Origin of the sequence: Allobosea sp. MMO-172 (assembly GCF_037147855.1) — a bacterium.
Classification (GTDB): domain Bacteria; phylum Pseudomonadota; class Alphaproteobacteria; order Rhizobiales; family Beijerinckiaceae; genus Allobosea.
In genome coordinates this window covers 168103-187348 of sequence record NZ_JBBCUM010000009.1, presented here as the reverse complement: position 1 = coordinate 187348, position 19246 = coordinate 168103, and the positions used below count along the sequence as shown (strand labels likewise).

The window sequence follows — 19246 nt, the reverse complement described above, 5'->3', positions numbered from 1 at the left end:
TAGGTGCATCGCGGCAATGGCGCAAACATGGCAATGGCGCCTCTCTCGAGCATCGCATCGGCCCTGCCCGCCCGGCATGCCACGGTGCTTGCGGGCCGCCCGGCCATCGGCCATGAAAGGCCTGCCCGAAGGCACCCTGCCTCGCTCGCGGAGCCAAGCCCATGAACGCCGCCGATACCCGCCTCGCCGAACTCGGCATCACGCTGCCGTCTCCGGCCGCGCCGATCGCCAATTACGTGCCTTATGTGATCACCGGCAACCTGCTGATCATCTCGGGCCAGATCTGCTTCGGGCTCGACGGCAAGCTCGCGGACAAGCACAAGGGCAAGCTCGGCGCCGAGATCTTCAACGAGGCCGGGCTGGAAGCCGCCCGCCTCTGCGCCATCAACGTGCTGGCCCAGGCCAAGGCCGCGCTCGGCGGCGATCTCGGCCGCATCGTGCGCTGCGTCCGCCTCGGCGGCTTCATCAATGCCGCCCCGCATTTCGCCGCCCTGCCCGCGATCATGAACGGCGCCTCCGATCTGATGGTCGAGGTTCTCGGCGACAAGGGCCGCCATGCCCGCTCGACCGTCGGCGTCGCCGAATTGCCGGCCGATGCCGCCGTCGAGGTCGAAGCGATGTTCGAGATCGCCTGATGTCCGCAGGGTCCATCAAGAATGCCGGCCGGCCCGATCTGGGCTGGCTTGTCGCCAGGCCGATCGCCCATCGCGGCCTGCATGATCTCGCCGCCGGCGTGATCGAGAACAGCCCCTCCGCCGCCACGGCCGCGATCGCAGGCGGTTTCGGCATCGAATGCGATGTCCAGCTCACGGCGGATGGCGAGGCGGTCGTGTTCCACGATTTCGTGCTCGACCGCCTGACGGGCGCGACTGGCGCCGTCGTTTCGCGCAAGGCTGCGGAGCTCGGCGCGATCACGCTCAAGGGATCGAGCGATCCCATCCTGACGCTCTCTGCCTTCCTCGACCTGATCGGCGGGCGCGTTCCGCTGGTGATCGAGATCAAGAGCCGTTTCGACGGCGACCTGACCCTGACCAAGCGGACCGTGGAGGTCGTCGCCGGCTACAAGGGTCACCCGATCGTGATCAAGTCCTTCGATCCGGATATCGTGACGGCGCTGCGCGAGCTGGCGCCGGAGATTCCGCGCGGCATCGTGGCGATGAACGCCTATGATTACGGCGACTATGTCAGCCTGTCGCCGGAGCGGAAGCATGCGCTCGCCAATCTCCTGCACTTCACCGAAAGCCGCCCGGACTTCATCTCGTGGAAGGTCACGGATCTGGAGAGCGCCGCGCCCTATCTCTGCCGCAACGCGTTGGGCTTGCCGCTGATGAGCTGGACGGTGCGCACGTCGGAAGAGCGGCAGCGGGCCGCGGCCATGGCCGACCAGATGGTCTTCGAGGGCTTTCGCCCTTGAGCGAAGCGGGGAACGGCGATCTCACCGTTCGTGTCGCGACCTCTCTCAAGGCCGTCCCCGCCGGCGCATGGAATGCCTGTGCCAATCCCCACGCGCTGGCGGACGCCATCTCGGCGCCCGCTGCGCCACTTGCCGACCCAGCGCTGGACCGGGACAATCCCTTCGTCAGCCATGAATTCCTCATGGCGCTGGAAGACAGCCGCTGCATCGGCGGCCGCACCGGCTGGTCGCCCGCCTATCTCCTTGTCGAGGACGAGGCCGGCCAGCTCCTGGCGGCGGCACCCAGTTTCCTGAAGAGCCACAGCCAGGGCGAATACGTCTTCGACCACAGCTGGGCCGACGCCTATGAGCGCGCCGGCGGGCGCTATTACCCCAAGCTCCAGGTCGCGGCGCCCTTCACCCCGGCCACTGGCCCCCGCCTGCTGGTAGCGGACACGCCACGCGCGGAGGAAGCCCGCGCCGCCTTGATCGGCGGGCTGGAGGCCTTGCGCGGACAGACGCAGGCCTCCTCGGTCCATGTCACCTTCGCACAGGAGCCGGATATCGCCGCGCTGAAACAGGCCGGCTATATCGAGCGCAACGACCTGCAATTCCACTGGCAGAACGAAGGCTTCGCCACCTATGACGATTTCCTGGCGACGCTGGCCTCGCGCAAGCGCAAGGCGCTGAAGCGCGAGCGGCGCGAGGCGCTTTCGGCCGGGATCACGATCGATGTCCTGTCGGGCAACGATCTCACCGAGACGGTCTGGGACGACTTCTTCTCGTTCTACGAGGATACCGGGGCGCGCAAATGGGGCCGGCCCTATCTCAACCGCGCGTTCTTCTCGGCAGTCGGCGCGGCGATGGGAGAGCGCATCGTGCTGGTGATGGCGAAACGCGCCGGGCGCCATATCGCCGGCGCCATCAACTTCCGCGGCGCCAACACGCTCTACGGCCGCAACTGGGGCTGCATCGAGGACCACCCCTTCCTGCATTTCGAGGTCTGCTACCATCAGGCCATCGACTATGCGATCGCGCATGGCCTCGCCCGCGTCGAGGCCGGTGCGCAGGGCGAGCACAAGCTGGCGCGCGGCTACCGGCCGGTCATCACCCGCTCGCTGCACCAGATCGCCGATCCCGGCCTGCGCCGCCCCGTCGCCGCCTATCTCGCGCAGGAGCGCGAGCAGATCGCGGCGGCACGAGAAGCGCTGGCAGTCGAAAGCCCCTTCCGCAAGACGGACACCGCCGATGACTGACGAAGCCGTCAAACACGCGAGCCCTCATCCTGAGGAGCCGCGCAGCGGCGTCTCGAAGGATGTTCCAGTGGGTTCCAGAGCCTCGGCGAACATCCTTCGAGACGCCACTCCTGACGGAGCGGCTCCTCAGGATGAGGGCTCGGGTCGATCAATATCGTTCTGCGAGGATGGCGAACTCGGCTATCGCCGCAGCCTCACCGACCTCACGACGCCGCTGACGCTCGACGAGAGCTACCGGCTGGCGCATCTGCCGCTGGTCGCGCCTGAGCATCCCGGTGTCATCGCCCGGCGCGAGGACAAGTTCTACGAGATGGGACGCCACCCGGCGGTCTATTCGCTGGTTCTGCCGGTGGAAGACGATGCCTTGCGCGCTTCGCCCGCCTTCCTCACTCTGGAAGGCGAACTGAAGGCCGCTTCTTTCGCCCACAAGATCGCCTGGAACATCCTGCCGAAACGGCAGGACCGCTTGCACGCAACCGTCTGCGGCTCGCTCAGCCTCGCCGAGCCTCCGGCCATTGTCGCCGAAACCCGCGAAGCGCTGCGCCGGATCGAACCCTTCTCGGTCGAACTGCGCGGGCTCTTCTCCGGCAACGTCAATCGCGGCCGGCTCTATCTGCCGGTCTATCCGGAGAAGCGGGACGGCCAGAACACGTTGCAGGAGGTTCAGGGCGCTTTCGGCCGGGTGCCGGGCGATCTCTGGCTCATCGGCCTCTACAATCTGACCGACGACCTCGATGCCGAGGAGACCTCCGCGCTGGCCGAGATCGTCGCGCGCTGGTGGGGCAAGTCCCTGCTCCGCCTCACCGTGAGCGAGCTTCAGGTGATGGGCGCGAGCGACGACCTCGTGCTCGACGCCCATATCGAGACGGTTCTGCCGCTCGGCGCCTGAGGCGGGGCCGGCAGCCGGTCCGCGGCCTTGACGCCCCGGCTGGCGCGCCGCAGCTTGCGCCGACCCTTTTCGATCCTGCCGGACCCGCCATGACCGCCTATGATCCCTCAAACGTCTTCGCCAAGATCCTGCGCGGCGAACTGCCCTCTCACACCGTCTACGAGGATGCCGAGACGCTGGCGATCATGGACATCATGCCGCGCGCCGACGGCCATGTGCTGGTGATCCCCAAGGCGCCTTGCCGCAACGTCTTCGATGCCCCGGCCGATGCGCTGAAAGCGGTGGCGCTGTCCACGCAGAAGCTGGCACGGGCGGTGAAAGCCGCCTTCTCGGCCGAGGGCGTCACCATCCAGCAGTTCAACGAGGCTGCCGGCGGCCAGGTCGTGTTCCATCTCCATGTCCATGTCATGCCACGTTTCGACGGCGTGGCGCTGCGCCCGCATACCGGCGCGATGGAGAAGAACGAGGTGCTCGCCAGCAATGCCGAGAAAATCCGCGAGGCCCTGAAAAAAATCTGACGGGCCATGTCACAGCGAGGCGTTCTGCCTCGTCTTGTCGTCATCAACCGATGGAGACAATCATGAGCCAACGCCTCAACGCCTTCCAGATCGCGCCCGAAGCCTACAAGGCCATGCTGGTCCTGCAGGATTACATCAACAACTCGGCCATCGAGCACAGCCTGATGGAACTGGTGAAGATCCGCGCCTCGCAGATCAACCGCTGCGCTTATTGTCTGCACATGCATGTGCTCGACGCGCGCAAGGCCGGCGAGAGCGAGGCGCGCATCAACCTGCTCAATGCCTGGGAGGAGTCCGAGCTCTATACGCCGCGCGAGCGCGCCGCCCTGCGCTGGACCGAGGAACTGACCCGCGCCTCCGAGCGCAGCCCGAGCGACGCGGCCTATGCCGAGCTCAAGGAGCATTTCAGCGAGAAGGACATGGTCGACCTGTCCTTCGCGATCGGCGCGATCAACACCTGGAACCGCGTCAATGTCGGCTTCCGCACGCGCCACCCGGCCGACCGGCCGCGCAAGAGCGAGGCTGCCGCCTGATGACACCAACCCGGCGCGCATGACGGGCGCGCCTGCCAGCCCTTTCGAGGCCAACCGGTCCTATCTGACCCGTCTCGCCTACCGCATGCTCGGCTCGCTCAGCGATGCCGAGGATGTGGTGCAGGATGCGTGGCTGCGCTGGCATGAATCCGCACCCGAGGCGGTCGCCAACCCGCGCGCCTGGCTCGGACGCGTGGTGACCCGGCTCTGCCTCGACCTGCTGAAATCGGCCCGGCGCAAGCGCGAGACCTATGTCGGCGCCTGGCTGCCGGAGCCCCTGATCGAGACGATCGGCGCCGCCCCGAGCACTGATGAGGCGATCGACGTGCCCTATGCGCTCCAGCTCGCGCTGGAGCGGCTCTCGCCACTGGAGCGCGCCGCCTTCCTGCTGCACGATGTCTTCGACCTGCCCTTCGCGGAGATCGCGGAGACGCTCGGGCGCAGCGAAGCCGCCTGCCGGCAGCTGGTGTCTCGAGCGCGCCGCCATGCGCGCGAGGAGGACGGCCTGCGCCACCCGCTCTCGCCCGATGATGCCCGGCTCTATGCGAAAGCCTTCTTCGAAGCCGCCCACAGCACCGATGCGACGATCCTGAAGAGCATGCTGGCCCATGACGCGATCCTCCGCGCCGATGGCGGCGGCAAGGTCAATTCCGTGCTGAACCCGATCCTGGGCAGCGACAAGATCGGCCGCTTCTTCGCCGGAATCGGCCGCCGTGTCGAACGCGAGGCGCGCGCCACCTCGCGCTATGAGTTCGTGATGATCAACGGCCTGCCCGGCTATATCAGCCTGGAGCGGGGCGAAACGGTTCAGGCGATGGCGCTCGACATCCGCGACGGGGCCGTGGCCGCGATCTACATCACCCGCAACCCCGACAAGCTCGGCCATGTCCGGCGGTTGCTGGTGGAGGCCTAGCCGGCGAACAGCCAGACGCCAACGATCAGGACGGTTTCGCCGGCGAGCACCGCGAGCATCATCCGGCGCTTGTCGAACAGCATCACGGCGGCCGCGGCCGCCAGCGCAGCGACCCGCACCCAGCCCGGAGCTGCCGCGAGCACGCCCGGCGGCGAAACGATCAGCTTGGCGACGATGCCAGCGAGCAGCGCGGTCGCGACCGCCCTCACCCATTCCAGCAGCGGCGAATCGTTGGAAAGCCCGCGCGCGAAACCGACCGCGAGCCAGCGCCAGATCTCCGTCGGCAGCACGGCGAACAGCATCAGCGCGAGATAAGGCCAGAGCGGCCCGTCGAGCATGGCGATCGGCTGGGTCATGCCGGCTTCCGCCTCCGTCCGATCAGGAAGGCCAGGGTTCCTGCAACAAGGCCAGCGACGATCAGGTCGAAGCCGCCGCCGATGAAGCGCTCGCAGATCGGTGCCAGCGCAAGCCCGAGCAGGAGCGCCGCGACATCGCCGCGATGGCGCAAGCCAGCGATCAGCGAGACCAGAAAGAACATGGGCGTCAGGCACAACAGGCCGGCGGCGAAGGGAACCGGCAGCGCGCCGAGCAGGTAGTAACCCGCGAAGGTACCGATCGAGCTCACCGCCATGCAGGTATTGGCGAAGCCGAGGAAATAGGCGACGCGCTGATGCGGAGCGATGCCGGGCAGGCGCCGCAAGCCCTCGCTCCAGGCGGTGACAGCGACGTAATGCGCCAGGAAAAGCTGCTGCCAGACGCTCTGGCCGGGCCGGCGCAGCAGCGGCAGGATCGCCATGGTCATCGGCAGGAAGCGCAACGAGGCAAAGCCGATCGCGATCGCGATGGCGCTCCAGGCGGCTCCAGCGGCGATCGAAGCGAAGAACAGCACCTGCGACGGGCCGGCCCAGACCAGAATCGTCGAGAGCACGGCAACATCGACGGGATAACCGACATCGCGGGCGAGCGAGCCGATCCCGATCAGCCCGAAGCCGACGATCCAGGCCGGCAGCATCAACGCATCGCGCATGCCGGCCAGCGCGACGCGCTGCCAGCTCCAGTCGGCGGATACGCTCATAAGGTCGTCGCAGGAGGATGCATGAGGAAGAGGCTCGATCCCGGCAGGTCCGGAAGCTTTCCTCTATCGTTCATGCATGCGGCGCTTGCCTAGAGACCGGCAAGCCGGCCCGCCCTGCGACTGGCGCAGGAAGCGCCCTCAACCCTGTCCGGGCTTCACGATCCGGGTCAGGCGGTTGTCGGTGAAGAGGTAGATCTCACGGCCGCCGGGCTCGGAATAGAGCACCTGGACCTCGCGCTGGCCCTTGCCGCTCTCGCCGACGAGCACGTCGGTCGGGCGCGCGCCCTTCAGCTTCAGCAATTCGCATTCCGTGATGCCGGGCGCGATCTCCTTCGGCAATGGTCGGGTCGAGGGATCGAGCGAGACGCCGACGCTGCATTCGCCTTCCGGGGTCAGCACCGGTTCGCGTGTCGAGATGCCGGCGCTGGCGGTCGTGGTCGTCGTCGTGGTGACGCCGCCTTTCGTTTCGGACTGGAAGGCGAAACCGCCCATATCGACCGAACAACCCGCAAGGGCCGCGGTGCAGAGCAACAGAACAGGCAGTCTCACGCTTTCTTCTCCCAGCGGCCGGCGTCGTCCTGCTGCCAGTAGCTGGCGGCATGGCCCGAGGCCCTGGCCTTCTTCCAATCCTCGCGGGCGGCAGCGAGCGCCTCGGGATCGTCACCATCGAATATCAGGACGACGCGCTCGTAGTCCTGCATTGCGTCGGGAATGCGAACTCCATCGGCGCAGATCCGGACCTGTGCGGCGTTCGGATTATGCGCCTGCGTCGTCAGCACGATCGGATTGCTCGCCGCATCCGCCTCCAGCGCCGTGACATGCGGCAGGAAGCTTTCATCCGCATAGGTCCAGAGATGGTCGTCGAGCACGCTCAGGCGCTCCTGGCCGCCGACCTCGACGACGACCTTCTGGCCGCGCGACAGGGCGCGGTCGAGGATCGTCGGCAGGACCTGCTCCAGCGGGCGGGACTGCAGATGGAAGAACAGGATTTCAGCCATCGAAACCCTTGTTTCCTAACGGGTTGCCGGCATTTTCGCAGACAGCGAATCAGCCTTCGTAGTGATCCGCGACCAGCCGATCGAGCAGGCGCACGCCCCAACCCGGCCCCCAGGAGCGGTTGATCTCGGAATTCGCGGCGGCCATTCCGGTTCCCGCGATGTCGAGATGCGCCCAGGGTGTGTTGTTGACATGGCGCTGCAGGAACTGCGCCGCGGTGATCGAGCCACCATAGCGCCCGGCCGAGTTCTTCATGTCGGCGAATTTCGAGTCGATCATCTTGTCGTAGGCCTTGCCGAGCGGCATGCGCCAGACGGTCTCGCCGGTGGCGATGCCGGCGGCCGTCAGGCGCTCCGAGAGCTCGTCATTGTTGCTGAACAGGCCGGCATGCTCCTGCGCCAGCGCAACGAGGATCGCGCCGGTCAGCGTCGCCAGGTTGATCATGAAGCGCGGCTCGAAGCGCTCCTGCGTGTACCAGAGCACATCCGCGAGCACGAGACGGCCCTCGGCGTCGGTATTGATGATCTCGATGGTCTGGCCGGAGAGCGAGGTTACGATGTCGCCCGGACGCTGGGCGTTGCCGTCGGGCATGTTCTCGACGAGGCCGATCACGCCGATGGCGTTGACCTTGGCCTTGCGGCCGGCAATCGCCTGCATCAGGCCGACGACGCAGGCGGCGCCCGCCATGTCGCCCTTCATGTCCTCCATGCCGGCACCGGGCTTCAGCGAAATGCCGCCGGTGTCGAAGGTCACGCCCTTGCCGACGAAGGCGACGGGTTTCTCGTCCTTCTTCGCGCCGTTCCAGCGCATGATGGCGACGCGGCTTTCGCGGCGCGAGCCCTGGCCGACGCCGAGCAGCGCGCGCATGCCGATCTTCTTCAGCGCCTTCTCGTCGAGGATCTCGATCTCGACGCCGAGCTTTTCGAGCTTGGCGGCCCGGTCGGCGAACTCCTCGGGATAGAGAACATTCGGCGGCTCGTTCACGAGGTCGCGAGCCTGGAGGACGCCAGCTGCGATGGCGTCAGCCGTCTTGACCGCCTTCTTGACGGCGGCAAGGTCGGCCGTGCGCAGCGTGACCGTCAGCGGCTCGGCCTCGTCCTTGTCCTTGCTCTTCGTCTTGTAGCGATCGAAAGCGTAGGCGCGCAGCCTGAGCCCCAGCGCGATATCGGCGGCCTGCTTGGGCTCCAGCGCGCCTTCCGGCAGCGCGAGGATGATCTCGGCGCTGCGGCCGGTGCCGAGCTTGCCGGCGATGGCGCCGCCCAGCTTGACGAAATCGAGCTTGGCGCGGTCGTCCTCCGGCCCGACGCCGACGGTGATCAGGCGCTCGTAGGCGGCGCCCTCGGGCGAAGGCAAGGTCAGGCCGGCCAGCGCCTTGCCCTTAAAGCGCTCCGCGGCGGCGGCCCGCGCCAGCAGGGCCTGCGCGCCCTCGCCCGCCCATTCCTGCGCCGCTTCGGGCACCGCGAGCTTGTCCGAGACGAGGATCACGAGATCCTGCCCCTCGACGGCATCCAGGGCTTTGATCTCCAGCTTCAGGCGCTGCGACATGATCCGCTCACAATCTTGCGAAAATGACAGGGAAAGAACATTTGACGGCAGACGGCAAACGATTCCCGTTTGCGCCCTCGCCGCGGCTATACCATAGGGTGTGTCCGACGAACCACCTCGGAGGGCTCAGGCTCTCCAGCCCCGGAACCGACGCGTGCTCCTCAATCGCCTCGATCGCTACATCCTGAAGATCGCGGCGGTGGCGGCGATCGTGCTGCTGCTCGGCCTGACCGGCGTGATCTGGGTCACGCAGGCGCTGCGCGAGGTCGATCTCATCACCGGCAAGGGCCAGACGGTCCTGATCTTCCTGACCGTGACATTGCTCACGCTGCCGGCGCTGATCGCCGGTATCGCGCCGGTCGCGCTGTTCATGTCGACGCTCTACACGCTCAACAAGCTCAACGGCGATTCCGAGCTGATCGTGATGAACGCGGCCGGCGTCGCGCCGCAGCGCATCACCCGGCCCTTCATCGTGCTGACGATGGCGACCTCGCTGGTCGTCGCCTGGATGACGATCTCGGTGATGCCGGCGAGTTTCCGCGCGCTGCGCGACCTGATCACGCTCATCCGCGCCGATTTCGTCGCCAATGTCGTCAAGGAAGGCCAGTTCGTCTCGCTCGATTCCGGCGTGACCTTCCATTATCGCGAGAAGGCCGGCGACGCGCTGGTCGGCATCTTCATGCAGGACCGCCGCGATCCGTCGCAGCCCTCGATCTATCTCGCCGAGCGCGGCCGGACGGTCGAGGCCGAGGGCCAGAGCTTCCTCATGCTGGAAAAGGGCACGATCCAGCGCGAGACCAAGAACACCAGCACGACCTCGATCATCTCCTTCGAGCGCTATGCGCTGAACCTCTCGGCGCTGACCGGCGATTCCAGCGGCGGCCCCGGCGAAGGCGACGGCGACAAGGTGATCTACAAGCCACGCGAGCGCTCGACCTGGGAGCTGCTCACGCAGGACAAGAACGAGCCCTATTACAAGATCCAGGAAGGCCGCTTCCGGGCGGAGCTCCACAACCGGCTTTCGTCGCCGCTCTACCCCTTCGCCTTCATGCTGATCGCCTTTGCCGCCATCGGCGAGGCGCGCACCACCCGCCAGGGGCGCGCGCTGGCGATCCAGTCGGCGATCATGATCGTCGGCGCCACGCGCATCGCGGCCTATGCCGCCTGGACCGCGAGCGTGCGCTCGCCCTTCGCGGCAGCGCTGCTCTATATCCTGCCGATCGGGGCGATCGTCCTCGCCACGGCCTTCATCTTCTACGGCGCCCGGATCCAGCCGGTCCTGGCCCGCCTGCTCTCTCCCCTCACGACGCCGCTGGTCAATCTCGCGGCCCGGTTCCGGCGCGCCTGATGCTGCTGTTCACGACCTTCGGCCGCTATCTGACGAAGCGCTTCACACGCGCCATCGTCGGGGTCTTCAGCACCTTCTTCTTCCTGATCGGCACGCTCGACTTCGTCGAGCTGATGCGCCGCGCCGGCGATTCCCCGATCGCGACGACGCCACGCATCGTCCAGCTCGCACTTTTCCGGGCGCCGGCCGTGGCCGAGCAGATCTTCCCCTTCGCCGCGCTGTTCGGCGGCATGTTCGCGCTGCTGACGCTGAGCCGGAAGCTCGAGCTCGTGGTCGCTCGCTCCGTCGGCGTCTCGGCCTGGCAGTTCCTGCAGCCCGCCGCCGCGGTCGCCGGCGTCGTCGGGCTCGTCTCGATCATGATCTACAATCCCGTCGCGGCCGAGCTGAAGCGCAAGGCCACGGCGCTGGAGACGCGCCTGTTCGTCCGCTCGGGCGGCAAGTCCGGCCTGTCCCAGGAAATCTGGCTGCGGCAGCGCAGCGTCGACGGGCAGGCGATCATCCGCGCCGCGGGCGCCTTGCCCGACGAGGATGGCCTGTCCCAGGTCGCGTTCTTCGTCTTCAGGCCGGATGGCAGCTTCAGGGAACGAATCGACGCCAGACAGGCTCTGCTGCGGCCCGGACACTGGGAACTTTCCGACGCGCGCTCCACCTCCGCCACGGAAGAGCCACAGAGCTATAAGAGCTACGTGCTCGCCACGACGCTGGAGCCGGAACAGATGCGCCAGAGCTTCACCCCACCCGACGCGGTGGGCTTCTGGTCCATGCCGGCTGTGATCGACAGGACACAGCGCGCCGGCCTCGACACGACCCCTTATGAGCTGCGTTATCAGTCGCTTATGGCGCGCCCGCTGCTGCTCATTGCGATGGTGCTGGTGGCCGCATCCGTTTCTTTAAGATTTTTCCGGTTTGGTGGTGTGACCAAACTGGTGATAGGTGGCGTCGCGGCCGGGTTCGTGCTCTATGTGGCGACGCACTTGTCGGAGGAACTCGGATCGTCGGGAATCGTCAATCCGGTTGTCGCGGCGTGGTTGCCTGCAGCATTGGGGGCAATGCTGGGAGCACTCGCCCTCCTCCATCAGGAAGATGGGTGAAACGTACTGTGCCTATGGTTAATTTCGAGTTTACGAGATGGGGCCAGGAGTGAACCGGCTAGCACGCTTTGCGGCGGCGACGGCTCTCGCCTCCAGCCTGGCCTATCTGCTGGCCGAGCCGGCCCATGCCCAGAATCGGGCCGTGGGCGCGCAACCCAAGCCCGCGACCGCCGCTGCGGCCAAGCCGCAGGACCGGATGGTCGTGGACGCGCGCGAGCTCGTCTATGACAACGACAAGAAGACGGTCGCGGCCGTCGGCGACGTCCAGATCCTGTATCAGGGCCGGACGATCGAGGCCGATCGCGTCATCTACGACCAGGGCAACAAGCGCGTGGTCGCCATCGGCAATGCCCGGATCACCGAATCCAACGGCACGGTCATCACGGGCGACAAATTCAACCTGACCGACGATTTCCGCGATGGCTTCATCGACTCGCTGCGCGTCGTGAACCCGGACAAGACCCGTTTCTCAGCGCCCCGCGCCGAGCGCACGGACGGCGAGACCTTCGTCTTCGACAAAGGCATCTACACGGCCTGCGAGCCCTGCAAGGACAATCCCGAGCGGCCGCCGCTCTGGCAGGTTCGCGCCGCGCGGATCATTCACAAGAAGTCCGAGCAGACGATCTATTACGAGGATGCGCGCGTCGAGTTCGCGGGTATCCCGATGGCCTATATCCCCTACATGTCGGGCCCGGATTCGACGGTGAAGCGCAAGTCCGGCTTCCTGTCGCCGCGCTTCGTCAACACGTCCACGCTCGGCTACGGCGTCGGCCTGCCCTATTTCCTCAATCTCGCGCCGAACTACGACCTGACGCTGACCCCGAGTTATTTCAGCCGTCAGGGCTTCATGGGGCAGGCCGAATGGCGGCACCGGCTGATGAACGGCTCCTACGCGATCCGGGCTTCGGGCATCTTCCAGCAGGAAGCGAACGCCTTCCTGCCCAGCCCGCTCGGCCCGCGCGACAAGGACTTCCGCGGCTCGGTGGAGACGAACGGCAAGTTCTTCATCAACCCGCGCTGGACGGTGGGCTGGAACGCCTCGATGTCGACGGATCGCTGGTTCTACAAGAACTACCGCATCCGCAACGAGAGCTTCAGCAACACCACCTATCTGCAGGAAGCGATCTCGACCGCCTATCTGAACGGGCAGAGCGAGAGCGCCTGGTTCGACCTGCGCGGCTACTATTTCCAGCCGCTGAACTACCAGGACTGGCAGAAGCAGCAGCCCGTCGTGCTGCCGGTGCTGGACTACGACAAGCGTGTCCACAAGCCGTCCTTCCTCGGCGGCGAGCTCTCGTTCAACGTCAACCTGACCAGCCTGACGCGCGACACCGCGGCCTTCGCCGAACTGCCGCAGCAGAGGACCTACCTCATCACGGGCAAGAGCTCTCCGCTCGGCTTCGGCTATTCGCTCTATGACGGCTGCGCGATCTACGACAAGCAGCACTGCCTCGTGCGCGGCCTCGCCGGCAACGTCTCGCGGGCGACGGCGCAGGTCTCGTGGCGCCGCAACTTCATCGACCCGCTCGGGCAGATGTGGACGCCCTACGCCTCCGTTCGCGCCGACATCTTCTCGATCAACCCGGATACGCAGGGCGTGATCAATTCGCGCGTCGCGACGATCGCCGACACCTCGGACGAGGTGTTCGGCCGGGTCATGCCGGCGATCGGACTGATGTATCGCTACCCGTTCGTCGCCAAGACGGGCTGGGGCACCCATATCATCGAGCCGGTCGCGCAGGTCGTCGCGCGCCCGAACGAGACGAACAGCCTGCGCGTCGCCAACGAGGACGCGCAGAGCCTCGTCTTCGACGCCAACAACCTGTTCGAGTGGAGCGGCAAGTTCTCCGGCTTCGACCGCGTCGAAGGCGGCACCCGCGCCAATGTCGGCGCGCTCTATACCGGGCGCTTCGGCCAGGAAGCCTTCGCCAACCTGCTCATCGGCCAGTCCTTCCAGCTCGGCGGGCGCAATTCCTTCGCCAGCGGCGACCTGCTCAATACCGGCCTGAATTCCGGTCTCGAGACTCGCAATTCGGACTATGTCGCGCGCGCCCAGTTCTCGCCGTTCAAGGGCTTCTTCCTGACCGGTGCGACGCGCCTCAACTCCACGACCTTCGAAGCCCAGCGCATCGATGCCGCCGCGACCTATGCCACCAGCCTCATCACCGCCTCGGTGGGTTACGGCCGCTACGAGCCGCAGCCCGAACTCGGCATCTCTCGCCGCCGCGAAGGCTTGTCGCTGAACGGCTCGCTGCGCGTGGCCGAGAACTGGCGCGTGCGGGCCGGCGTGCTGTTCGACCTCGACAAGTACAAGTACGACCGCGAACGCTACCGGGACGCCTATGCGACCTATATGGCGGCGCCCACGGTCGCAGCGGTGCCGATCTACCCGAATACCGGTCCGTTCCAGACCGCCTCGACCTCGTTCGGCATCAACTACACCGACGAGTGCACGGTCTTCGACGTCAGCTATTCGCAGAGCTACGCGGATCGCCAGGCCGGCTCGACGAAGGACACGCGCACGATCATGTTCCGCCTCGAGCTGCGCACGCTGGGCGAGATCAGCTACTCGCAGAACCTCAGCACGAGCTCCTCGAGCGACGGCGTCACTACGTCGAACTAATCGCCGGCCCGCCAGGACGGGCCGGCTCTCACTTCAGGTCGCGGAGTTCGTCTTGCCGGCAACGCCGCTCGCATTGACACAGGGCGATCCGGCCGGGATCGGGCCGGAGCTGACGCTGCGGGCCTGGCTGGAGCGCGGCGAGCGCCGGTTGCCGCCCTTTGCCTATATCGGCGATCCCGATCATCTCGCGGATGTCGCCAGCCGCCTCGACTGGAGCGTGCCGTTGCGCGCCTGCGACTGGGGCGACGCTGCCGCGATCTTCTCCGAGGCGCTGCCCGTGGTTCCGCTCGGCAGCCCGAGCCGCGTCGCACCGGGCAAGCCGGATCCGGCTACGGCGGCAGGCACGATCGCCTCGATCGACCGCGCGGTCGCGGCCGTCCGCACCGGAGAGGCAGCCGCCGTCGTCACCAATCCTATCGCGAAATCAGTGCTTTACAGCACAGGTTTCAAGCACCCCGGCCATACCGAGTATCTCGCGCATCTGGCCGCCCAGGGCGGTACCGAGCCACGCCCGGTCATGATGCTGTGGTGCGAGGAGCTTGCGGTCGTTCCGGTCACGATTCACGAGCCGCTTCGCCGGGTGCCCGACCTGCTGAGCACGACACTGATCGTCGAGACCGGCAGGATCGTCGCCGCCGAGCTGCGCAGCCGCTTCGGCATCGCAGCGCCACGGCTGGCGATCAGCGGGCTCAATCCCCATGCCGGCGAGAGCGGCACGATGGGCCATGAGGACGATGCGATCATCGCGCCGGCCATCGCTCAACTGCGAGCCGAAGGCATCGACGCGCGCGGCCCGTACCCTGCCGACACGATGTTCCACGCGCGGGCGCGGGCCGGCTACGACGCGGCGCTGGGGATGTATCACGACCAGGCGCTGATCCCGATCAAGACGATCGCCTTCGACGAGGGCGTCAATGTCACGCTCGGCCTGCCTTTCATCCGGACCTCGCCGGACCATGGCACCGCCTTCGACATCGCCGGCAAGGGCATCGCGCGGCCGGACAGCCTCTGCGCCGCCCTGAAGCTCGCCGCCCGGATGGCCGAGCGCACCATCACGGACACCGCGGCATGAGCCAGATCGACGACCTGCCGCCGCTGCGCGAGGTGGTGGAGCGCCATGGGCTGATGGCACAGAAGGCGCTCGGCCAGAACTTCCTGTTCGATCTCAACCTGACGAGCCGCATTGCCCGCTCTGCCGGCCCGCTGGAGGGCCAGACGGTGGTCGAGATCGGGCCTGGCCCCGGCGGGCTGACGCGGGCGCTGCTGGCCAATGGCGCCGGGCGCGTCATCGCGATCGAGCGGGACCGGCGCTGCCTGCCGGCGCTCGCCGAGATCGCGGCGCATTATCCGGGCCGGCTGGAGGTCATCGACGGCGATGCGCTGGCCGTGGACCTCACGCCCCATCTCGATGGCGGCCGGGCGCGGATCGTCGCCAACCTGCCTTACAATATCGGCACGCCGCTGCTGGTCGGCTGGCTCAGCCTCGAACCCTGGCCGTCCTGGTGGGATTCGCTGACGCTGATGTTCCAGCGCGAGGTCGCCGAGCGCATCGTCGCGACGCCGGACGAGCGGGCCGATTACGGCCGGCTTGCCGTGCTGTCGAACTGGCGCTGCGAGACGAAGATCCTGTTCGACGTGCCGCGCAGCGCCTTCGTGCCGCCGCCGAAGATCACCTCGTCGATCGTCCAGCTCGTCCCGCGCGCGCAACCCGAGCCTTGCGACCGGCGCCTGCTGGAGCGTGTGACGCTTGCCGCCTTCGGGCAGCGCCGCAAGATGCTGCGGCAGAGCCTCAAGGCCGTGCTGCCGGACCCGGCGCCGATCATCGCGGCTGCCGGTCTCACCGAGACGGCACGGGCCGAGGAGATCCCGGTCGCGGGCTTCGTCAAGCTGGCCAACGCGCTGGCCGCCCAGCGCTGATCAGGGCAGCTGCTCGGTCAGGAGCTGATCGACGAAATCGGTGAGTCCAACGGCGCGGCTGCGCTTCAGGCGCTCGGCCGTCAGGATCGCCTTGATCGACTCGTAGGCCGCCTGGAGATCGTGGTTGACGATGACGTAGTCGTACTGGCTCCAGCGCGCGATCTCGTCGCGGGCATTGGCCAGGCGCTTGACGATGACCTCCTCGGCATCTTCGGCGCGGCGGATCAGACGCGAGCGCAGTTCCGCCATCGAGGGCGGCAGGATGAAGATGGTGACGACGTCGGCGCGCGCCTTCTTCACGATCTGCTGGGTGCCCTGCCAGTCGATATCGAAGAGCACGTCGCGCCCGGCCGCCAGCGAGGCCTCGACCTCCCGGCGCGGCGTACCATAGCCGTTGCCATGGACCTCCGCCCATTCCAGCAGGTCGTTGTGCTGGCGCATGGTGTCGAAGGCGGCGCGGTCGATGAAGCGGTAATGCACGCCTTCGATCTCGGACGGGCGCTTGGCGCGGGTCGTGACCGAGATCGACAGATCGAGATTGTTCTCGCTCTTGAGGTTGCGCGTAAGCGTGGTCTTGCCGGCGCCTGATGGCGAGGACAGGATCAGCATGAGGCCGCGACGGGCCGGGCGAAAGGTCTCGGCAGCCATCAGGCTCACTCCACGTTCTGAACCTGCTCGCGCATCTGGTCGACGACCGTGCGGAGTTCGAGCCCGATGCGCGACAGGCCGGGATCATTGGCCTTGGCACAGAGCGTCGAGGCCTCGCGACCGAATTCCTGCGACAGGAAGTCGAGCTTGCGACCGATCGGCCCGCCCTTGGCCAGAAGCTCGCGCAGAGCCGCGACATGGGCGTGCAGGCGGTCGATCTCCTCGCGGATATCGGCGCGCACGGCGATCAGCGCCGCCTCCTGATGGAGGCGCTGCGGGTCGAAGCCGTTATTCGCCCCCAGAAGCGTCTCGACCTGTGCCGCGATGCGGGCACGGATCGCCTCGCTGCTGCGGGCGGGGTGATGCTCCGCCTCGCCGGCAAGCCGGGCGATGGTTTCGAGATGGCCGAGGACGATGGCTTCGAGCGCGCGGCCTTCGGCGGCCCGCGCTTCCTTCAAAGCCGCAGTGACGGCGTCGAGCCCCGTAAGAGCAGGCGCTTCGACAGCGCCCAGCGCATCCTGCGCCTCGTCGGCATATTCGACGACGCCGCGAATGCCGAGCAGCCCATCATACGAAGGTGGGTTGATGCCGGCAGCCGGCGGCAGCTTCTCGACAGCCTCCAGCAGGGCGGCAAGAACCGCCTCGTTGACGCGCGGGCGCGGCGGCCCGGCATCGCTGGTGACGGCGAGGTTGACGTGGAGCGTCCCGCGCGAGAAGGCCGCGCCCAGCTTCTTGCGGGCGGCCTCGGCGAGAACTTCGAAGCCGGGCGGGACACGGACGCGCAGGTCGAGCCCGCGCCCGTTGACGCTGCGGATTTCCCAGGCCCAGCCATGGACCCCGGCCGTTCCGGCCGCACGGGCGAACCCCGTCATGCTTTCGATGGCCATCGCCCCTGCCGCCTTCGTCTGAGATCGGCGGGACCGTAGTGGCGCATATCCGCGACAGCAAGCGGCCCGCTGCCGGAAAATGGGGATTGCGAGCCTTCCAGCCCTCAGATCAGGGCTTGAGCTGCGGAACCTGCTTCGGGGAATTCAGGTCGTAGGTCTTGTTCAGCAGCGGGTCCCGCGCCGTTCCCTCGGAGGCGTCGAAGGCGCGCGCGCGTGTTCCGGCCACGGCCCCGACCGGCTGCGCGACGGGCACACCGGCAGAGCCGGCATTGTCGGAGGCGGGCTGGGTCGTCGCGGGCGCTTCGGTACGGTTGTCCGGGCCAGTCGGCGGCTCGACTTTGTCGACGCTGTCCGCGGGCGGCTTGCCGCCCTGCTGCTGGCTGCGCGTCGTCTCGATCTGGCGCCAACGCCCGACATTGCGGTTGTGCTGCTCCAGCGTCTCGGCAAAGGCGTGGCCGCCGCTGCCGTCGGCGACGAAGTAGAGATCCTTGGTCCGCGAATGATTGACCACCGCTTCCATGGCGGCGCGGCCGGGATTGGCGATCGGGCCCGGCGGCAGGCCGTTGATGACATAGGTGTTGTAGGGCGTCGCCTGGGTGATCTCGCTGCGCAGGATCGGGCGGCCGAGCGTGCCCTTGCCGCCGACGAGCCCGTAGACGATCGTCGGATCCGACTGCAGCCGCATCTTCTGGTTCAGGCGGTTGATGAAGACGCCCGCGACGCGCGGCCGCTCGTCGGCGCGGCCGGTCTCCTTCTCGACGATCGAGGCCAGGATGACGAGCTCATCCGGCGTCTTGATCGGCAGGCCGGCGGGAATGCGGATATTCTTGAGGACGGTGGCCTGGCTGCGCGCCATCACGTCAAGAATGCCCTTCCGGGAAAAGCCGCGCGGGAAGCGATAGGTGTCAGGCAGGATCGAGCCTTCCTTCGGCACCTCCGCGATGTCACCGGTCAGCAATTCGTTGTTCCGCAGCCGCTCGACGATCTGCTCGCTCGTCAATCCCTCGGGGATGGTGATCGAGTACTCGACCGACTTGCCGCTGGAAATGATGCCGAGGATTTCCTGCGGGCTGACGCGCGCCTTGAACAGGTACTCGCCGGCCTTCAGCTTGTGCCAGTCGCCGCCCATGATCGCCGCGACACGGAAGCTCAGCGGATGCTCGATCAGGCCCTCGCGCTGCAGCAGCTCGGTGATCTCGGTAAGGCCGCTCTCTTTCGGAATGATGAGGGTGCGGTCACTGGCGAGCGGTCCGGGCGCCTTGCTCTGGTTCGAAACGATGGCGATGCCGGCGCCAACCACGCCAGCGCCGATCAACGCGACCGTGAACAGGCCGCTCAGCATCGACAGGAACGGGCTGCGCCGGCGGCGACGAACCTTGGGCGGCGGCGCAGGCGGCGCTACGGGCTTGAGCGCCTCGCTCGGACTCTTCGGGGCGACGCGGGGCGTATCATTCACGATCAAGACGCTCGCAGCACGGGGTAATTGATCTCGGCACGGTGCCATCTGGACCGCGCCTGCCGGAGTGGACAAGCGACCGCACCGCAGCCGGACGGTCGCATTAGAGCCGGTTTCCTTGCGGCTGTGAACGCGGAATCACGCATTCGGCCGCTTGT

The 19246-nt window shown here is 67.1% G+C and carries 20 protein-coding genes; 12 read left to right on the top strand and 8 right to left on the bottom strand.

What is annotated here, in order from left to right:
• Nucleotides 1-161 precede the first annotated feature (161 nt).
• From WFK61_RS15465 to WFK61_RS15435, 7 genes are all read left to right on the top strand, one after another.
• Complete coding sequence (locus WFK61_RS15465; protein ID WP_257731959.1) at nt 162-635, top strand: RidA family protein; 474 nt, start codon at nt 162-164, stop codon at nt 633-635.
• Nucleotides 635-1414 carry a glycerophosphodiester phosphodiesterase family protein gene (locus WFK61_RS15460; RefSeq protein WP_336812976.1) on the top strand — a complete coding sequence of 260 codons (780 nt, stop codon included), beginning with the start codon at nt 635-637 and terminating at the stop codon, nt 1412-1414. The genes WFK61_RS15465 and WFK61_RS15460 overlap by 1 nt, the downstream gene beginning before the upstream one ends.
• Entirely contained in the window at nt 1411-2649 is a 1239-nt protein-coding gene (locus WFK61_RS15455; RefSeq protein WP_336812975.1) for a GNAT family N-acetyltransferase, read from the top strand. The genes WFK61_RS15460 and WFK61_RS15455 overlap by 4 nt, the downstream gene beginning before the upstream one ends.
• A gap of 67 nt (nt 2650-2716) precedes the next feature.
• The gene (locus WFK61_RS15450; protein WP_336812974.1) at nt 2717-3538 is read left to right on the top strand and encodes a 2'-5' RNA ligase family protein; all 822 of its coding nucleotides are present in this window, start codon (nt 2717-2719) and stop codon (nt 3536-3538) included.
• Between the two features lie 89 nt (nt 3539-3627).
• Nucleotides 3628-4056: an HIT family protein gene (locus WFK61_RS15445; RefSeq protein WP_336812973.1), complete on the top strand. Its 429-nt coding sequence runs from the start codon at nt 3628-3630 to the stop codon at nt 4054-4056.
• A gap of 62 nt (nt 4057-4118) precedes the next feature.
• A complete protein-coding gene (locus WFK61_RS15440) occupies nt 4119-4589 on the top strand; it encodes a carboxymuconolactone decarboxylase family protein (RefSeq protein WP_336812972.1) in 471 nt (156 codons plus the stop codon).
• Between the two features lie 19 nt (nt 4590-4608).
• Complete coding sequence (locus WFK61_RS15435) at nt 4609-5502, top strand: sigma-70 family RNA polymerase sigma factor (protein ID WP_336812971.1); 894 nt, start codon at nt 4609-4611, stop codon at nt 5500-5502.
• On the opposite strand, the gene WFK61_RS15430 is transcribed toward WFK61_RS15435, so the two are convergent.
• The 5 genes from WFK61_RS15430 to WFK61_RS15410 all read right to left on the bottom strand — a co-directional run bounded on the left by WFK61_RS15430 (nt 5499) and on the right by WFK61_RS15410 (nt 9118).
• On the bottom strand, nt 5499-5858 hold the full coding sequence (locus WFK61_RS15430; RefSeq protein ID WP_336812970.1) for an AzlD domain-containing protein: 360 nt from the start codon (nt 5856-5858) through the stop codon (nt 5499-5501). The genes WFK61_RS15435 and WFK61_RS15430 overlap by 4 nt on opposite strands.
• Nucleotides 5855-6577, bottom strand: coding sequence for an AzlC family ABC transporter permease (locus WFK61_RS15425; RefSeq protein WP_336812969.1), 723 nt, complete (start codon nt 6575-6577; stop codon nt 5855-5857). The genes WFK61_RS15430 and WFK61_RS15425 overlap by 4 nt, the downstream gene beginning before the upstream one ends.
• 138 nt (nt 6578-6715) lie before the next feature.
• Nucleotides 6716-7126 (bottom strand): hypothetical protein, encoded by a 411-nt coding sequence (locus WFK61_RS15420; protein WP_336812968.1) that lies wholly within the window; start codon nt 7124-7126, stop codon nt 6716-6718.
• Entirely contained in the window at nt 7123-7575 is a 453-nt protein-coding gene (locus tag WFK61_RS15415; protein ID WP_336812967.1) for a DNA polymerase III subunit chi, read from the bottom strand. The genes WFK61_RS15420 and WFK61_RS15415 overlap by 4 nt, the downstream gene beginning before the upstream one ends.
• A gap of 49 nt (nt 7576-7624) precedes the next feature.
• Nucleotides 7625-9118, bottom strand: coding sequence for a leucyl aminopeptidase (locus tag WFK61_RS15410; RefSeq protein ID WP_336812966.1), 1494 nt, complete (start codon nt 9116-9118; stop codon nt 7625-7627).
• A gap of 154 nt (nt 9119-9272) precedes the next feature.
• Here WFK61_RS15410 and lptF point away from each other — a divergent pair, with 154 nt between their 5' ends.
• The 5 genes from lptF to rsmA are packed head-to-tail and all read left to right on the top strand — an operon-like array spanning nt 9273 to nt 16097.
• Nucleotides 9273-10466: an LPS export ABC transporter permease LptF gene (lptF, locus tag WFK61_RS15405; RefSeq protein WP_336812965.1), complete on the top strand. Its 1194-nt coding sequence runs from the start codon at nt 9273-9275 to the stop codon at nt 10464-10466.
• Nucleotides 10466-11557, top strand: coding sequence for an LPS export ABC transporter permease LptG (lptG, locus tag WFK61_RS15400; protein ID WP_336812964.1), 1092 nt, complete (start codon nt 10466-10468; stop codon nt 11555-11557). Before lptF ends, lptG begins: the two co-directional genes overlap by 1 nt.
• Nucleotides 11558-11606: 49 nt before the next feature.
• Nucleotides 11607-14180 carry an LPS-assembly protein LptD gene (locus WFK61_RS15395; RefSeq protein WP_336812963.1) on the top strand — a complete coding sequence of 858 codons (2574 nt, stop codon included), beginning with the start codon at nt 11607-11609 and terminating at the stop codon, nt 14178-14180.
• Nucleotides 14181-14232: 52 nt separating this feature from the next.
• Entirely contained in the window at nt 14233-15252 is a 1020-nt protein-coding gene (gene pdxA, locus WFK61_RS15390) for a 4-hydroxythreonine-4-phosphate dehydrogenase PdxA (protein WP_336812962.1), read from the top strand.
• Nucleotides 15249-16097, top strand: coding sequence for a 16S rRNA (adenine(1518)-N(6)/adenine(1519)-N(6))-dimethyltransferase RsmA (gene rsmA / locus WFK61_RS15385; RefSeq protein WP_336812961.1), 849 nt, complete (start codon nt 15249-15251; stop codon nt 16095-16097). Before pdxA ends, rsmA begins: the two co-directional genes overlap by 4 nt.
• Here the strand turns inward: rsmA and gmk are convergent, their stop codons facing one another.
• From gmk to mltG, 3 genes are all read right to left on the bottom strand, one after another.
• A complete protein-coding gene (gmk, locus tag WFK61_RS15380; protein ID WP_336812960.1) occupies nt 16098-16745 on the bottom strand; it encodes a guanylate kinase in 648 nt (215 codons plus the stop codon).
• A gap of 5 nt (nt 16746-16750) precedes the next feature.
• Complete coding sequence (locus tag WFK61_RS15375; RefSeq protein ID WP_336812959.1) at nt 16751-17632, bottom strand: YicC/YloC family endoribonuclease; 882 nt, start codon at nt 17630-17632, stop codon at nt 16751-16753.
• 109 nt (nt 17633-17741) lie between these two features.
• Nucleotides 17742-19088: an endolytic transglycosylase MltG gene (mltG, locus tag WFK61_RS15370; RefSeq protein ID WP_336812958.1), complete on the bottom strand. Its 1347-nt coding sequence runs from the start codon at nt 19086-19088 to the stop codon at nt 17742-17744.
• Between the last annotated feature and the right edge of the window lie 158 nt (nt 19089-19246).

Coding starts and splice junctions, on each gene's coding strand:
- WFK61_RS15460 (WP_336812976.1), top strand. CDS start 635: ATGTCCGCAGGGTCCATCAAGAATGCCGGCCGGCCCGATCTGGGCTGG.
- WFK61_RS15465 (WP_257731959.1), top strand. CDS start 162: ATGAACGCCGCCGATACCCGCCTCGCCGAACTCGGCATCACGCTGCCG.
- WFK61_RS15425 (WP_336812969.1), bottom strand. CDS start 6,577: ATGAGCGTATCCGCCGACTGGAGCTGGCAGCGCGTCGCGCTGGCCGGC.
- WFK61_RS15415 (WP_336812967.1), bottom strand. CDS start 7,575: ATGGCTGAAATCCTGTTCTTCCATCTGCAGTCCCGCCCGCTGGAGCAG.
- rsmA (WP_336812961.1), top strand. CDS start 15,249: ATGAGCCAGATCGACGACCTGCCGCCGCTGCGCGAGGTGGTGGAGCGC.
- WFK61_RS15410 (WP_336812966.1), bottom strand. CDS start 9,118: ATGTCGCAGCGCCTGAAGCTGGAGATCAAAGCCCTGGATGCCGTCGAG.
- gmk (WP_336812960.1), bottom strand. CDS start 16,745: ATGGCTGCCGAGACCTTTCGCCCGGCCCGTCGCGGCCTCATGCTGATC.
- WFK61_RS15430 (WP_336812970.1), bottom strand. CDS start 5,858: ATGACCCAGCCGATCGCCATGCTCGACGGGCCGCTCTGGCCTTATCTC.
- WFK61_RS15435 (WP_336812971.1), top strand. CDS start 4,609: ATGACGGGCGCGCCTGCCAGCCCTTTCGAGGCCAACCGGTCCTATCTG.
- lptG (WP_336812964.1), top strand. CDS start 10,466: ATGCTGCTGTTCACGACCTTCGGCCGCTATCTGACGAAGCGCTTCACA.
- WFK61_RS15440 (WP_336812972.1), top strand. CDS start 4,119: ATGAGCCAACGCCTCAACGCCTTCCAGATCGCGCCCGAAGCCTACAAG.
- WFK61_RS15445 (WP_336812973.1), top strand. CDS start 3,628: ATGACCGCCTATGATCCCTCAAACGTCTTCGCCAAGATCCTGCGCGGC.
- WFK61_RS15375 (WP_336812959.1), bottom strand. CDS start 17,632: ATGGCCATCGAAAGCATGACGGGGTTCGCCCGTGCGGCCGGAACGGCC.